Annotated in this window: 15 protein-coding genes and 2 tRNA genes; 10 read left to right on the forward strand and 7 right to left on the reverse strand. The window is 49.3% G+C overall.

The genetic code is table 11. The features are described 5' to 3' along the window. A partial coding sequence (locus Q0P86_RS14945) for a hypothetical protein (RefSeq protein ID WP_295040558.1) occupies positions 1 to 889 on the reverse strand: 889 nt, incomplete at its 3' end. Between the two features lie 158 nt (positions 890 to 1,047). Between Q0P86_RS14945 and Q0P86_RS14950 the strand changes: the two genes are divergently transcribed. The 5 genes from Q0P86_RS14950 (at position 1,048) to nudC (ending at position 7,019) form a co-directional block, all read left to right on the forward strand. After that, entirely contained in the window at positions 1,048 to 2,469 is a 1,422-nt protein-coding gene (locus tag Q0P86_RS14950) for a glycogen synthase (protein WP_295040560.1), read from the forward strand. Positions 2,470 to 2,513: 44 nt separating this feature from the next. Next, a tRNA-Ile gene (locus Q0P86_RS14955) sits at positions 2,514 to 2,587 on the forward strand. Between the two features lie 122 nt (positions 2,588 to 2,709). Then, positions 2,710 to 3,984 (forward strand): saccharopine dehydrogenase family protein, encoded by a 1,275-nt coding sequence (locus Q0P86_RS14960; protein WP_295040562.1) that lies wholly within the window; start codon positions 2,710 to 2,712, stop codon positions 3,982 to 3,984. A 123-nt stretch (positions 3,985 to 4,107) separates the two neighbouring features. Further along, positions 4,108 to 6,006: a biosynthetic arginine decarboxylase gene (speA, locus tag Q0P86_RS14965; RefSeq protein ID WP_295040564.1), complete on the forward strand. Its 1,899-nt coding sequence runs from the start codon at positions 4,108 to 4,110 to the stop codon at positions 6,004 to 6,006. 155 nt (positions 6,007 to 6,161) lie between these two features. Beyond that, the gene (nudC, locus tag Q0P86_RS14970; RefSeq protein ID WP_294112606.1) at positions 6,162 to 7,019 is read left to right on the forward strand and encodes an NAD(+) diphosphatase; all 858 of its coding nucleotides are present in this window, start codon (positions 6,162 to 6,164) and stop codon (positions 7,017 to 7,019) included. Between the two features lie 85 nt (positions 7,020 to 7,104). On the opposite strand, the gene Q0P86_RS14975 is transcribed toward nudC, so the two are convergent. Beyond that, the gene (locus Q0P86_RS14975; protein WP_291025479.1) at positions 7,105 to 7,734 is read right to left on the reverse strand and encodes a hypothetical protein; all 630 of its coding nucleotides are present in this window, start codon (positions 7,732 to 7,734) and stop codon (positions 7,105 to 7,107) included. 98 nt (positions 7,735 to 7,832) lie between these two features. On the opposite strand from Q0P86_RS14975, the gene Q0P86_RS14980 reads away from it, so the two are divergent. Next, a tRNA-Gly gene (locus Q0P86_RS14980) sits at positions 7,833 to 7,905 on the forward strand. 223 nt (positions 7,906 to 8,128) lie between these two features. Here the strand turns inward: Q0P86_RS14980 and Q0P86_RS14985 are convergent. From Q0P86_RS14985 to Q0P86_RS15005, 5 genes are all read right to left on the reverse strand, one after another. Continuing rightward, a complete protein-coding gene (locus Q0P86_RS14985) occupies positions 8,129 to 8,884 on the reverse strand; it encodes a DUF3298 domain-containing protein (protein ID WP_294112605.1) in 756 nt (251 codons plus the stop codon). Positions 8,885 to 8,944: 60 nt separating this feature from the next. After that, a complete protein-coding gene (locus Q0P86_RS14990) occupies positions 8,945 to 9,889 on the reverse strand; it encodes an HAD hydrolase-like protein (protein WP_294112604.1) in 945 nt (314 codons plus the stop codon). A 15-nt stretch (positions 9,890 to 9,904) separates the two neighbouring features. Then, positions 9,905 to 10,549 (reverse strand): hypothetical protein, encoded by a 645-nt coding sequence (locus Q0P86_RS14995; RefSeq protein WP_290995216.1) that lies wholly within the window; start codon positions 10,547 to 10,549, stop codon positions 9,905 to 9,907. Between the two features lie 51 nt (positions 10,550 to 10,600). Further along, complete coding sequence (locus Q0P86_RS15000) at positions 10,601 to 11,497, reverse strand: aspartoacylase (RefSeq protein ID WP_291025475.1); 897 nt, start codon at positions 11,495 to 11,497, stop codon at positions 10,601 to 10,603. 68 nt (positions 11,498 to 11,565) lie between these two features. After that, positions 11,566 to 12,009 carry a hypothetical protein gene (locus Q0P86_RS15005; RefSeq protein WP_294112603.1) on the reverse strand — a complete coding sequence of 148 codons (444 nt, stop codon included), beginning with the start codon at positions 12,007 to 12,009 and terminating at the stop codon, positions 11,566 to 11,568. Positions 12,010 to 12,183: 174 nt separating this feature from the next. Here Q0P86_RS15005 and Q0P86_RS15010 point away from each other — a divergent pair, with 174 nt between their 5' ends. The 4 genes from Q0P86_RS15010 (at position 12,184) to Q0P86_RS15025 (ending at position 16,019) form a co-directional block, all read left to right on the forward strand. Beyond that, positions 12,184 to 12,717 carry a DUF4823 domain-containing protein gene (locus Q0P86_RS15010; protein WP_290995209.1) on the forward strand — a complete coding sequence of 178 codons (534 nt, stop codon included), beginning with the start codon at positions 12,184 to 12,186 and terminating at the stop codon, positions 12,715 to 12,717. 87 nt (positions 12,718 to 12,804) lie between these two features. Beyond that, positions 12,805 to 14,355, forward strand: a complete 1,551-nt coding sequence (locus tag Q0P86_RS15015) for a hypothetical protein (protein WP_294112602.1) — start codon at positions 12,805 to 12,807, stop codon at positions 14,353 to 14,355. An 18-nt stretch (positions 14,356 to 14,373) separates the two neighbouring features. Then, entirely contained in the window at positions 14,374 to 15,366 is a 993-nt protein-coding gene (locus Q0P86_RS15020) for a nuclease-related domain-containing protein (protein ID WP_291025469.1), read from the forward strand. A 197-nt stretch (positions 15,367 to 15,563) separates the two neighbouring features. Next, positions 15,564 to 16,019, forward strand: coding sequence for a hypothetical protein (locus Q0P86_RS15025; protein WP_295040570.1), 456 nt, complete (start codon positions 15,564 to 15,566; stop codon positions 16,017 to 16,019). Positions 16,020 to 16,062: the final 43 nt, after the last annotated feature.

The raw sequence follows: 16,062 nt of genomic DNA on the forward strand, positions 1-16,062 counted from the left end.
CCTGGCCCTTCTTGCCCACGAGCACTTCAGCTTCGCACCAGCCGCTGTTACCCTTGGCGAAGACTTCCTTGCCGTCGGTAGAGACAAGCTTGATCTTACTCGGGTCAAGTTCGGTGTTGTTACCCGTAGAAGCCCAGAACTGGAGTTCGCCAGAGAGAGACCCCGGAGCAATCTTGATGGTCGGCAGAGCCATCACGTAGCCCCACTTGTCGACGCGGCGGCTCACCGGTTCACCGATCTGTTCACCGAAGATCAGGAAGTAACCGCGAGTGCCCTTGCGGCTCTTGTTGAGGGCTGCCTTGACTTCGGCATTTTCCGGAGCCATTTCGGCAATCTTCATGATCTGGTATTCGCTCACCACCGGGTCGGATTCGCCCACGGCTTCGGAGAGGTTCTTGGCAACATAAGCGTTTTCAGCTTCGGTGCGGATAGCCTTCACGGCAGCTTCGCCAGCACCCTTGGCCTTGGCGGTAGCAAGAGCGGTATCAATCTTTGCAAAGGCATTCACAATCGTACCGTAGTCCATGCCTTCCTGAGCGGCCTGCTGCTTACCGATGGTAGCGAGCTTGGTCACGTATTCTTCAACAACTTCGGCATTCTGGACATCGGCCATGTTCACTGAGGCCTTGTCGAAGTATCCGTTGATCAGGTCACTGTTCAGGTCCTTCTTGGCTTCAGTTTCGGCGGCACGCACAAGGGCCAAAGTGAAGTTGTCATAAAATTCGTCGGACATGCTGCCTTTTTTCTTGGCTTCCAGGTAGGAATTGATGGCATTGCGGTAACGACCTTCCTTGAGGTGTTCGTCACCACGCTTTTCATTGGTACCCTTACAACCGACCATCGTGAAAGCGACAGCGGCAGCCAAAGAGGCGATTAGCATTTTTTTCATTTTTGTTTCCTTCAGTTGAGTTTTTCAACTAATATAGATAGATATATAGTCTTTTATCAAAAAAAAATGATTTTTTAATATACTTTCTAAAAATAATTAAATAAATTTATGCTAAACCTGTCCATCAGGTAAATTTTTGTTTGGAGAACCATCTAGGCATGAACATTCTTGTCGTAAGCCCCGAAGCCGGAAACTGGTACAAGACCAGTCCGTTGGCCACCGCGGTCAACCGCATGACCGACGCTTTTGCGAGCGCCGGCACGAAAGTTATTACATGCTCGCCCTTTTTCAAGAATATGATGGTCGATGTCGAAAGCTACCGCTGTGTCCATACCGGCATCGAGAGACTCCAGAACAAGCCCTATGAGATCTGGGTATCAGACAAAGATCCGCTGCACACCTATATCTACAACGAAGAGTATTTCGGAAGGCCCTACATTTACGGACCTCCCCAGAACGCCCCCTACACAGACAACCATATCCGGTTCGCCTTCCTGGCCTCGGCGGCTCTGGCCTACGCAGAAGACTCCCATTTCGAATGTCGAGCGATTCTCGGCCACGAATGGGGCGGCGCCCTCGCCGGTGCGCTCGCAAACACCACCTACCAGAATTTCAGCAAGATTCCCTTCTTCTTCACCGTCCATAACATCACCTACGATTTCCATATTCCTTCGAGCGAAATCGAAAAGATCGGGCTTCCCCGCAAAGATTTCAATATGGACGGTTACGAATTCTGGGGCAAGGTCAGCCTTCTTAAGGTCGGCATTCTCTATGCGACCAAGGTACTGTTCCCGTCGCCTGGTTACCGCGACGCCATGCTCAACACGAACCTCCCCGGCGGTATCAGCGGATTCCTGAACCGAAATTCAGACAAACTTATCGGAGTCCAGTTCGGCGTGAGCTATCAGGTCTGGGATTTCAACAAAGAAAATCTCCCTATCAAGGAAGCGAAGTCCAAGGCAAGAGCGCACCTCCAACAGCAGTTGGGAGTCAATTTTGACGGCAGGATGATTCTTTATGTTCACCTCGACGAAGAAGCGGGCAATACTTCCGAAACTTTGGCAACAATTCTATCGGATATCACACGACTCGACGTTTTCGTAATTGTCGGCATTTCTTCGAACAATAACGAATGGAACTACTACAAGGACTTCGCGCAGCAGTACCCCGAAGTCATGTGCGTCCAGGACCTCGAAAGCGACGACAACACGCTGCAACTCCGCGACACCCTCGCCGGATCCGACGCCCTGTTTGCGGCAAACCTCCGCGAACCGTCGTCTTCGATTATCCTTAAGGCCATGGCCGCAGGGACACTTCCCCTGACAGGACGCACGGTCGGTGTTTCCACGATGCTTACCAGCTACGCACTCGAAACCGCTGGCGAAGCAAATGCGTTCCTCGTAGACGACGCAAACGCCCCGCACCAGATGCTCCGAGCCGTGAAGGACGCGGTCAACGTCTACAAGACCGAAATACAGGACTGGGACAAGTGCGTGGTGAACGCCTACAGCGGATTCCACTACGAATGGTGCAGGACCATTTCCAAATACCTGCTCATATTCGGTGAACTTGGACTGTAACGTCCGTTCATTCATTACAAAAAGACTATATTTGGCCCATCATCGGAGCTTTAGCTCAATTGGTTAGAGCAGCGGACTCATAACCCGCGGGTTCCGGGTTCAAGTCCCGGAGGCTCCACGAGAGACGGTTTCTTTTAAGAAGCCGTCTTTCTTTTTTGGCGACCGCAAGTGGCAGTTCGCCCACACACTTTTTTATATTTGTGCTTAAACATTTCAACCATCCTTGAAAGGAATAAAAAAATGGCAAGAGCTTTGATTATCGGTTGTGGCGCAGTCGCCACAGTTGCTATCAAAAAATGCTGCACCTGCAGCGAAGTTTTCAGCGAAATTTGCATCGCTAGCCGCCACCGTGAAAACTGCGAAAAGCTCGCTCAGGAACTGCGTCCGAATACGAAGACGGTCATCACGACTGCCGCCGTCGATGCAGACAAGGCCGAGAACGTTGCCAAGCTCATCAAGGAATACAAGCCCGACCTGGTCATGAACATTGCGCTTCCGTACCAGGACCTCGCCATCATGGACGCCTGCCTCGAATGCGGCGTGAACTACATGGACACGGCAAACTACGAACCCGAAAACATCGACGATCCGGAATGGCGCAAGGTCTACGACAAGCGTTGCAAGGAACAGGGTTTCAGCGCCTACTTCGATTACAGTTGGCAGTGGGCTTATAAGGAAAAGTTTGAAAAGGCCGGTCTCACGGCTCTGCTCGGTTCCGGTTTCGATCCGGGTGTTTCTCAGGCCTACTGCGCCTACGCCCTGAAGCACCAGTTCGACACCATCGAAGAAATCGACATCCTCGACTGCAACGGCGGCGATCACGGCTACAAGTTCGCCACCAACTTTAACCCCGAAATCAACCTCCGCGAAGTCTCTGCACCGGGCAGCTACTGGGACACCGACGAAAACGGCAAGGGGCACTGGGTCGAAATCCCGGCCATGAGCATCAAGCGCGTGTACAACTTCGATCAGGTCGGCCAGAAGGATATGTACCTCTTGCACCACGAAGAAATCGAATCCCTGGCCCAGAACATCCCGGGCGTAAAGCGCATCCGTTTCTTCATGACATTTGGCCAGAGCTACCTCGACCACATGCGCTGCCTCGAAGACGTGGGCATGCTCAGCACGCAGCCCATCAATTTCCAGGGTCAGGACATCGTGCCTATCCAGTTCCTCAAGGCCCTGTTGCCGGACCCGGCAAGCCTCGGCCCCCGCACCGTCGGTAAGACCAACATCGGTTGTATCTTCAAGGGCAAGAAGGACGGCAAGGACAAGACCTACTACCTGTACAACGTTTGCGACCACCAGGAATGCTACAAGGAACTCGGCAGCCAGGCTATCGCCTACACCACTGGCGTGCCTGCCATGTGCGGCGCCATGATGGTGCTTACCGGCAAGTGGAACAAGCCGGGCGTGCATACCGTCGAAGAATTCGACCCGGATCCGTTCATGGATGCTCTTACCAAGTACGGCCTCCCGTGGAAGGAAAACTTTAACCCGGTGCTTGTGGATTAGTGATTTGTGATTGGTGGTTAGTGATTAGGTTTTATAATCGCGGCAGAGCCGCCCTATCTACTGACCACAGCATACTAACCACTTCCTAACCACTGTTTACTAACCACTAACCACTGCAAAGCAATGAAAAAATGGCGCATTGACGATTCCCGCGACTTGTACAACGTCAAGGGTTGGGGCGTAAACTTTTTCGATATCAACGAAAAAGGACACGCAACGGTTCACCCGCTCAAGGAAGGCGGTCCGGACATCGACCTGTACGAACTCGTGCAGGAACTTTCGCTCCGCGATGTTTCAACTCCGATGCTGCTGCGTTTCCCGGATATCTTGGACAGTCGCATCGAGAAGATTAACGAGTGCTTCAGCAAGGCCCGCAAGGAATACGGCTTTAACGGAAGCTACTACAGCATCTTCCCGATCAAGGTGAACCAGCAACGCGCCGTCCTAGAAGAAATCGTCAGCCACGGAAAAAAGTACAACATCGGTCTCGAAGCCGGTTCCAAGCCGGAACTGCATGCTGTTCTTGCGAACATGGACAATCCAGATTCGCTGATTATCTGCAACGGCTACAAGGACGAAGACTTTATCGAACTCGCGCTGCTTGCACAGAAGATGGGCAAGAAGATTTTCATCGTCGTCGAGAAGATGAACGAACTCCACCTGGTGGTAGAACTGTCCCGTCGCATCGGCGTGCGTCCGAATATCGGCATCCGCATCAAGCTTGCCAGCTCCGGTAGCGGCAAGTGGGAAGAATCCGGCGGATACCACAGCAAGTTCGGCCTGAACAGTTCCGAATTGCTGGAAGCACTGGACTACATCAAGCAAGAGAAGATGGAAGACTGCATGAAGCTCATCCACTTCCACTTGGGTAGCCAGATTACCAACATTCGTCACATCAAGAGCGGCCTTCGCGAAGTCTCGCAGTTCTACGTGCAAATTAAGAAGATGGGCATGGGCCTTGAATTCGTGGACGTAGGCGGCGGTCTCGGCGTGGATTACGACGGCACCCGCAGTTCCAACGCAAGCTCGGTGAACTACTCCATTCAGGAATACGCGAACGACGTGGTGTACGCTATGTTCGAAGCTTGCGAAAACGGCGGCGTCGCTCACCCGAACATCATCGCAGAATCGGGCCGTGCACTTGCGGCACACCATTCCATCCTGGTATTCAACGTGCTTGAAACAGCCGGTCAGGCATTCTTCGACGAGAATATCCACGAAATCGAAGACAACGCACCCGACGCGCTGAAAGACCTTTACGGCATTTACAAGGGGCTCACCCCGAAGAATCTGCTCGAAAGCTGGCACGATGCCATTCAGCTGAACGATGACGTGCTCAACGGTTTCAAGGTCGGCGATTACGACTTGCCCACCCGCGCCATGTGCGAACGTCTGTTCTGGAGCATCGTGCGCAAGGTGGATCTGCTCGCAAAGGACTTGCGTCATCCGCCTTATGAACTCAGCGAACTTCCGCGCCTCTTGGCCCAGAAGTATTTCTGCAACTTTAGCTTGTTCCAGAGCCTGCCGGACAGCTGGGGCGTAGATCAGGTTTTCCCGCTCATGCCAATCCAGCGCCTGAACGAAGAACCGACTGTTGAAACGACTCTGCAGGATGTCACTTGCGACTCCGACGGAAAAATCGACATGTTCGTGCGCGGAGGCGACGTCAGCCGCACTCTTCCGCTGCATGAACTCAAGAACAATGAGCCGTACTACATCGCAGTCTACCTCGTGGGCGCCTACCAGGAAATCCTCGGAGACCTGCACAACCTCTTTGGCGACACCAACGCAGTCCACATCGTTTGCAACGACAAGGGCGGCTACGAAATCGACAAGATTATCGATGGCGAATCGGTCGAAGATGTGCTCGACTACGTGAACTTCAGCGACAAGGCCCTCGTGCGCACTATGGAAAACTGGGTATCCCGCTCCGTGAAGGAAGGAAAGATTAGTCTGCAAGAAGGCAAGGAATTCCTGAACATCTACCGCGGCGGCCTGTACGGGTACACATACCTAGAATAATGAGGTGTGAGCCATGAGGTATGGGGGCGCATTACTTCGTAATGCTTTGAGCTTATTATGGCAACAAAGGTGCAAATATTAGAACCCAAAGGACCGAAAGTCCGTGCCCATACCTCAAAGCGAACGAATGTGAACACCCCCAAAGCCTATTAATCATGATTCACGAGATTCTGCCCCATAAGTTGAACAATGAGTTCCGAGTGCAAGACCCGAAACCGACGGATTTTTTGATTCGTTACAACGGATCCAAAACGCTTCTCAAGAAAGCAGGCGAAGACTACGTCATCCCGCAAGTAGGCGAACTCCTTACGCTTGAAAGCAAGACTCTCGCCGAGTTCGAAGGTCATTACCTTTTCAGCATCGATGACACGACCTTCTTTTTAGATGACAGCAAGGCTACGGTCGAAGCTGAAGTCCCTGTCGGCTACGAATACATGGGCAACCGCACCTTCCGCGGAATGAATCCCGTAGAACGCATGGGCGGTGCCACCGCAGCCCACATCGCCCATTGGGAATCGCTGAACAAGTTCTGCGGACGCTGCGGCAACGTGACCATTCGCGGCGACCACGAACGCTCCATCATTTGTCCCAAATGCGGCAATGTCGTTTATCCGAGAATCTCTCCCGTCGTAATCGTAGCCGTACGTAACGGAGACAAGCTCCTGATGGCGCACAATATCGACAATCCGAATCCGAGGCTGTTCCTGATTTCAGGTTTTGTCGAAGTCGGTGAAAGCCTGGAACAGGCCGTACACCGCGAAGTCATGGAAGAAGCGGGGCTCCGCGTGAAAAACATCCGCTACTTCGGTTCGCAGCCGTGGCCCTTCAGCGACTCCCTCATTGCGGGCTTTACCGCTGAACTCGACGGCGACGACACCATCCACATGCAAAAGGAAGAACTTTCCGAAGCCATGTGGGTCAAGCGTGAAGACATCCCCGAATACGAAACCGACGTCAGCATCAGCTGCTGCCTCATCGAGAACTTCCGCCGCGGATTTACTGTTAACGATTAATCGTCATCCCCACACACGTCATCTTCGACGCCCCACTTTTTGTCATCCCCGCGAATGCGGGGATCTTCTTTTCTACTAAAAAAAGCTACTTCTTTTTAGGGGGTTCCGCCGGAGCACTTTCAGGCTTCGGCGCCAACATCACATACAACGTGTCGTGTACCACGACCGTATCGCGTACATACACCGTATCCGGCTTACACAGCATCTCTTTCATCTGCTCAATCATAGCTACAGATGCCGCCGAGGAATCCGATTTCGCAGAAGAGGATTCAACGATTTCCGATGAAGACGACGCAACTACCGAAGACGAGGAACTTGCCACAGAAGAGCTGACTGCAACCGAAGAAGAACTAGCAACCTTCGCCACGGAGCTGCTGGATTTTTCCGACGAAGACGAAATATGCCCCGCCTTTTCAGTCTCTATCTTTTTCAGAAGGACTTCTCGTTCTTCACGCAACTGTTTAATTTCCTTCTTATAACGATCCTTTTGCATCGGGCGCCTTTCGCGAGCGTACTTACCTTCAACCCGGTTTATTTTCCGGTCCAGCGCTCGCAGTTCATCATATAAGGGGCCATCACCTTCTACTTCCGAAGACGGGGTAAAGAAATCGACAAACTTATCCCACAAGTTTTTTTCTTCGGCATTCCCTGCCGAAACAAGCGCAGTCACAGCACAAGCGCACAGAACTCCACGAGACGCAAAAGACTTTATCATAAGCATACCTCAATGATAGAAAAATCACCCAAAACATGGCAAGCAAACACCCCTACCCCTTTACAAACGCTCTATTTTTTCTAAATTAATGCAAACTCGCGGGAGTAGCTCAGTTGGTAGAGCGCGACCTTCCCAAGGTCGATGTCGAGGGTTCGAAACCCTTTTCCCGCTCTAAAATGGAAAAGACACCTTCACGGTGTCTTTTTCATTTTACAAGTGAATAAGTTGGGTTGAGGACCCTCGAAGAGGGTTCGACATAATTTGGCCCATGCACAAAGTGCGAAGGGACAAACCCTTTTGACGCCTACGGCGTCCACGGCTTCACTCGGTTATAAAATTATGCAAGCATAATTTTGCAACACTCGTTTTGCACGTTTTTCCCGCCTCCAGCAACTTATTTCGTAAATTCCGGCAGGATTTCGTAGAATTTTTTCGTAAACATCCCGCGGAAATACTCGTACGGCAAAATCAATACGACATTTCCGCACGCACCACAATTGACCGCATAAGTATGCCACTGAAAACCAAGCCCCCTTGAAGTCGGGAAAATCCAGTCAAAATCAGCAAAGCTCTGTCTTACACCGCATTCATGCTGATTGCTCGATTCCGTCCGAGCCAATTCTCTTACATAGCGAATCATCGCACTCTTGGGAAACGCAAAAATATCATGATACAGCAAAGGACGGGACTCCCCCTTCAACAAAACATATGTCGGCGAATTATACCAACCATGCGCGGCCACCAACCCGTAACCCGAAGACCGAATTTCGTATGCAATCGTACTCTTCGTCTGCGACCTATAGACAATCCAGGTCGAATCATAGCTACTTCCCAACACAGACGCATCTTCAACCTCAAAATTGGCTTTCAGACTTTCATCATTTTCGGCAACACATTCAAGGCAATTCTTCGCTGGATTCCTGCCACTTCGGATTTGGCCGTTACAGGATACCTCAGAATCAATCCAGTCACGAATCGGTTCTATGACAGAAGAAGGACCATCCACAGGATAATCAATCGCTAGGTAAGTCAAATGATGATTGCATCGAGTTCCAGCAGTCCATCGTTTCACGACGACAGAATCGCGGAATCCACCGGCGCAAGCAAAAGCAACCAACAAAAAAATTAGGAGTAAAGAAATCTTTTTCACAGCGACCTCTTATTCATTATCGTTTCAAAGGCCTTTTTTGTAAAAAAGAAATGTAAAAAATCACAAATACCAGTCCGGCCTAATTCCTAAGGCCTTTTCATCCGTCTCAAGTTCTTCCGCCGGCACATTCCGGCCCACCACCAGGGCGCAGTCAAACCCAGCCACACGAGCCCCTAGCACATCCGTACCCAAGGTATCGCCCACCATCAGCACGCGCGATCCGACCGGCAAGGAACATTTCACCTTTTCCCAAATCGCCGGGAACGGCTTGCCTAAATAATAAGTCTCGCAGCCATCACCCCCATTTGTCTCGCACATGGAATCGCGGCGCAACCGCTCCGAAAGCGCCCCCGAGACAGGCTCACGAACCGTCACGCCATCGTCATCAGGAATCTTCGGCGCCCACGCATCAGAATTCAGCACCAAAAGAATCGCACCCGGGCGCTTTAAAATCTTGACCGCCAGTGCGTATGTTTCAGGCGTATCCTTCGCCGACGAAATTGCCACAATCGGCTCTACAGGTTCTGCCGCCGGAGCCACCGCCTTAATGCCGCAATTTTCAAGCACATGCTTGCCCGTTTCGCGCCCGATGTAATACACCTCGCGCACAGCCTTGCCACAACCGCGCAATTCAGCGCACAAATCCTTGAGCAAACTTCCCGAAGAAATCGTCTCGGCCTCGCTAAACGCGAAGCCTCGCTTCGCCGCATCTGCCGCAAGCACCGAATCCACATCAGACGCGGCATTCGTAATCAGGCGCATCTCCTTGCCCGCGGCGCGCAGCATTGTATACCAATCCTGCGCCCCCTCGTAAACAAAGCTCCCGCGGTTATAAAGCGTGCCATAACCGTCAAAGCAGAACGCATCGTAACGATCCAGCAAATCTTCTATGCGCACACGCTGCGGCGCAGGCGACGCACCACCTGCGAGCACACTCATTCCCACGCCCTGCAATTCAATAATTTGCCTATACCGCAGGTAGATTTCCGTTTCGAATTGGGTCATTGATTCAAACGCCGCCTAGCAGCGGCTATTCAAAATCCCGTAGTCGCGGCCTTCCACCGGAATCACGAGCTGTAACTTCGAAAGCACATCGATATGCTTGTCGAATTCGGCCTTAAAATCTTCGCCGAGTTCCTCTTCGTCATCGTGATTCAAGTTGTAGGCAACGTAGCTGCCGTCCGGGAAAATCGAGATGCAGCAATCCCACGTGATGTCGCCTTCCTGTTCTTCCTCGTCATCATCGCGATCCTTGCTTTCAAGCATCAGCATCGGACGCGGGGCAGGAATCGCTTCGGCATGGCCGTTTTCAAAAATGAAGTAGTTGCGGCTCACGAGCTCATGTTCAAGCGCCATCGTCGAGGGAGTGCGTTCAAACTCGTTGCGCAGCCTGCGAATGTTACCCAAGTCGTCTTCGTACGGGTCCTGGAAATCCTGCGGTAGCACCACCTGGTAGTAATCGAATTCCTTTCCGCTCTTGGCATAGGTTTCCTGCCATTCCTGCGGCGGTTCCGGACGAAGCGTCAAGAAATCCTCGAAGGCATCCAAAATTTCGAACAACCTAGAATCCCAGGGTTCGTTCTTCTGGTTCTGCACCAGTTCCATGAAATTCTTCAGGCGTTCTTCGCCCGAGATTTCCTTCAGTTCTTCATTTTCTTCGCTCATATTCTTTCGTCTCTCGCCTGTAGCCGCGCAGCGGCGTTCTCTCGTCTAAAACTACCATTCCTCGACGCTTTTCACCGTGAGGCTCATCGCGATATCCTTTTCGTAGTACGCAGGCTCGCTAATGAAAATCGGATACACCGGGCTTTCGCCATGGTACAAAATATCCTTGCCGTCAAATGTACGGAACAACTTGTCGCCATCCTTGAGTTCGCGATAATCGCGCCCCATCAAATCCGGATGAATCATCGCCTGGATCGCTCCACCGCCCTGCGGCTTGGGGTAACCCAAATCCTTGAACTGCGTATAAACTTCCACTTTAATCGGTGCTCTTTTCTGCAATTCACCGCGGTTCCATTCCTCGGCAAGTTCCAAATAACGCTTCACCAGGCGTTCCGATTCCTCGAAAATCGCGGCATCCAGCGTTCCATGCTGCTGCGGGCCAATCTCGATGCACACATCCGCCTTCGCCACCGTTCCAAAATACGGCGAAGCGGAGCGTTCTTCGGGCTGGTAATAAATCCAAGCATCCTTGAATTCTTGCGTCAGCACCGCCGAAGCGCGCATCGTAAACGGGTCGCGCGCCGAAAGAATCAGGCAATAGCCCATGTTTGAGCCCGTGTTGTGCACATCCAGAAGCAAGTCCGTCTTGGTGGCGGCCCCCTTCGGGCCATACAACGCATTCAGTTCCTTAGCTCGATGGAACTCGTACTGCTGCGGCTCCACCGTCACATCTAAGCAAGTCTGCGAAAAAGCGCGATTCAAGTCATGATCGCGATAGCGGCGATTCAAGCGTACCGCTTCGGGGTTAGCAAGCACCAAATCCACCTTGGCGCTACAGAGCGTATTATAACACTCTGGGTGTTCCATCCATTTCTGGACAAGGCGAACCCCCGTCCGTTCGTTACCGTGGGTACCACCTGCAACGACTATGGTATTAATCAAATTCATGCCCATAATATAGAAAATCCCCGCTTGCGCAGGGATTATTCTACGGATTAAGCACCTCCATGGTTAAATCAGTTTTCGCCATTATGCATTTCAGTCTGTTCGCGATCAATCGTGTAAGTCAAGTATTCTCTAAAGTCACGGTCAATCGTAACCCCTTCGAAATCCTCGACATTATCAATATGAACATCGAATACCGACTGATTGTCAATCCATGCCTGGATATCGAAGTTTTCGATCGTGATTGTATTATCACCCGGGCCTTGCGCCACATATTCGAGCTTTGATTTCGCGACCCACCCCTGACCGCAACTTCCCTTCACAAGAACCTCCGTATCGGAATCCTTGAGAATCGTCAGTTCGTCATTGAAGTGAGCGGTGCAGACAACCGCGCCACCACCTTTCTGGGCAGTGACATCGATGTCTCCCAACTTTGACTTAACCTTCCTGGCAGCGAAAGAGGTCGATACCAGAACGGCCAGCATTACAAACAACATTACTTTTACGCTTTTCATGATGGACCTCCGTGTTATCGGGGCAACCAACCGCCCCACCTCCAAGATACAAACCACCCCATTCGCCTAACCAGCGAATGTAAACATTTTTATAGTCCAAGTTGGAATAAGAAACGTAAACGAGAAACTCTAAAAAGAAAGAATACTATATTTAAATAACCCAAAGGATTTACTATGAACAAATTCATTTTCCTTATTTTCGCCATCGCGCTAGCCATGTTTACAACCGGTTGCACGGCGTCTTACCAGCACACGACTCTCAACCAACCTGCAAACGAGCTCTACCCGCAGTCTCGTTTTCTCTTGGTCACCCCGGTCAACGGTATGTACGGTAACACAGTCTATCCCTCTTCGGGCTTCGAGGTCATCCAGGCGCTGACCAAGGAACTGCAACACTACACGAACGCCATCGCGACCATCCCGGTCCCCGTGACTATTGAACAGATCTACCCCCAGGATCTTGCACAGACCGACTACGTGATCATCCCGCAGATTCTGCATTGGGAAGACCGCGCCACGGGTTGGTCCTTCGTCCCGGACCGTATCGAGGTTCGTTTTGACATCTACAATAACCAGCGTCAGCTAATCGACTCCTACCTCATCAACGGCAGGAGTGCCTATATCGTCTGGGTCAGCAAGCAGCCCAATTCGCTGCTTCCCAAGCCCATCCGCGCTATGCTGAAGGAACTTTTCGGCAAGCTTAAATAGCAGGTTAGCAAATTCTCGCCACGTAATCTTAAAGATTTCCCCAAAAAAAGTGGACTTAAAGTTACATTCACTAGGCAGAGGTCTGTTATGAAATACACAATTTTTTTTGTCACCCTAAGCAGTTTCATTCTCTTAGCAGCTTGTTCGCAAGTGGCTTCCGGAAGTTCAGAAAATGACGATCCTGTAGCAGAAAGCAGTTCTTCTAAAAAGGAAACCAGTTCTAGCAGCAAAGGCAATAATGCCGCTAGCAACGGCAATGAGATTTCCGAAGAAAAATGCACCGGCGATTCAGGCACACCGTGGGATGGAACCACCGCCAAGGATTTTGCCTGTGGTGCAGGAACTAAGCTCAGCCCTTACGTCATCTTGACTGCCGAACAACTCGCAAAACTTTCTTTTATCGTCGGCTCCAACGATAAAGATTATCAAGGCAAATATTATAAACTAGGTGCAGATATAATCTTGAACGATGGTAAGATTATCGACGAAAAGGGCGCACTCGTTGCGGACTCCTCTAAACTCCACAAATGGACTTCTATCGGCAACTCAAGCGTTGCCTTTACCGGGACCTTCGATGGCGACGGCCACATCGTCAGCGGAATGTTCATCAACACGACAAGCTCGCACAATGGATTGTTCGGAAACAGCAGCGGAACTATTGAAAATTTGACCGTTGAGAATTCATGGGTAAGCGGAGGAAAATATACCGCCGGAGTTGTTGCTGTTTTAGCAGGGGCAGGAATTGTAAAGAATGTTGAAAATAAAGCTAGTATTATAAGCCAATCGGAAACTGTTGCAGGTATTGTAGCCTTAACATCATACGCTTATTCAAAGAAGGGTACAATAGAAAATGCAAAAAACTATGGTTTCATACAAGGTGCGAAATTAGTTGCAGGAATCATAGCATCATCTGACAACGGTTTGAGTTTAAAAAACGTTGCTAATTATGGTTTAATCACAAGTCAAACTAGCGCAGGAGGGATTGGCTGTCATCTTGGTTCTGAAACAAGCATAGACCATGCTGAGAATTTTGGAGAAATTACGGGAAAAGACTATACTGCAGGCATTGCGAGCTATTTTGGATATGGATATTGCACGGCAAATAGAAAATACGGGACACTAAAACGAGCCAAAAACGACGCACCCATACAAGGAAATAAATACACCTCTGGAATTGTCGGCCAAGCACAATGTGTTACAATTGAAACATCCGTAAATAACGGCATTATAAATGGCAAAAATTTGACCGGAGGCATTTGTGGACACTGTCAAAGATCTACCACAACATCCATTTACAACACTGCCAAGATCTCAGGTACGCTTAATGTTGGGGCTATAACAGGGCATAACGAAGAAGGCGTCACCAGTTCCGCCTATTCTACAGGCAAAGTCGACGGCGATTCCCTTGTCGGTCTCATGATCGGTTACAACTACAACACCACTATGGCAGACTACTACTATCTGGAACAAGGAGACCAAGAACCCTTCGGCCTTAACAACGGCGGCGGAGTCGCCACCCCCAAATCAGCAGACGAAATGAAATCCTCAGACTTTGCAGAACTCCTCGGCGAAGATTTCGTTTATGACAGCGATTTGAACAACGGCTACCCCATACTCAAGTGGGAAAAGGAAGAATAAATAGCAGCGGAGAATATCATGGGCATTATCGACGCAATTTTTTTCAAGTATTTCGGTCCTGTTTTCATCAAGGAAGATAGCGACGTAAAACCTTATATCGAAAAGATGAAATCCCTATCTTCTAGAGCAACAGGGAAACTCAAAGGTAAAATAGACGAACAAATTGCTATTGCCGAGGCAGGACTAATTGGAGAAAATAATATCACATACGAACTGAAAAATAGCGGCATGGACATGCTTGTCATGCATGACCTCTATTTGGAAAAGAACGGACTTTCAGCACAAATAGATTTTTTGGTGATAACCAGAAAGCATATATTTGTTATTGAATGCAAAAATCTTTATGGGAACATTGAAATTGATGAAAACGGAAATTTCATCCGACAAAAATGGTTTGGGAAAACATGTAGAAAAGAGGGGTTTCCATCTCCAGTTTCTCAAAACGAAAGACATTTAAACATTCTCAAAGAAATACGCCGAGAATACAAGAATAATTTCTTAACTCAAGGATTATTTGACAAGTTATTTCCAGAGACATACCGTTCCATTGTAGTTTTGGCAAATCCAAAAACAATTCTAGACGCAAAAAATGCCCCCGAAAACATTCGTAAAATCGTCATTCGGTCGGACCAACTTATTGCGCACATCAAAAAAATTGAAGATCAAGATGATTCTGTAAAATCTTCAGAAAAAGAAATGCATGACTTACTGGATTCATTTATCAAATGCAGTAAGTCAAACAAATCTGACTACGCAAAAAAATATGAAAAAATGCTGACAGAGTTGATCGCCAACAAGGTAGAGTCACAAAAGGACGCCACCACAGAAGAAATCAACCCGAACACAGCCAAAAATATTAGCGAGGAAGGAACATCTACACAGAAAACCTGTCCTAAATGTGGAAAAGTCCTAGTTCTTCGAACTGCAAAGAAAGGCGCGAACGTAGGCAACCAATTTTGGGGTTGTAGCGGTTATCCCAAATGCTGGTATAAAGAGAAAATTGATAGCTAAACCCATATGCTCCGATTACTGAGAAAAATCGTACTTTTATCATCTTTTTTCGCAATATATACTTTTGCGAACGATGCGATGATTTCGCAAATGTCGAGTGCATTTTTCAGTAGTTTCTTTTCCTTTTTTTTCCCATAGTTGCCTTAGGGGCAATATTATCTGTAGGTCTATCGTTAGCGCAAAAGAGGCCGGAATTTTTGGCTTACGGTTGCGGGGGCATTTTTCTATCAGTCTTCATAGTGGGGCTAATCTTAACGATAATAGAATTTGTCAAAGCATACAGCATTTTTTTTATTATCGGAGGCATTCTTCTAATACTAATTATCGTAGTAGCAGCAATCGTTTTCACCGCAACCCAAACTGAAGAATTTCCTGAAGATGTTGAACCGACATACCCTAAAATATCAGAGCCCCCAAAATTTACTCACAAAGTGCAAAGTTTATCTAGCAGTTCTTCAAAACAAGAACACACCACATTTACCAAAGAACAATTAAGCGTTCACCCAGCAACTTATGAAGATGTTGTCGGTACAATTCCCACCGCGGCAGAAATGGTTGGTAAGTTGGGAGAGGATGCCGTAAGTAGAGCCGTATGGGCTGCATGTCAATTTGACAAGCGACATTATAAAATTTTAAGAAATGGGTACCTCTAAAAATACATTCTTTTCCTGAAGATGGGTTTATTTGTCGTTTTCA

Source organism: uncultured Fibrobacter sp., assembly GCF_946062555.1.
Classification (GTDB): domain Bacteria; phylum Fibrobacterota; class Fibrobacteria; order Fibrobacterales; family Fibrobacteraceae; genus Fibrobacter.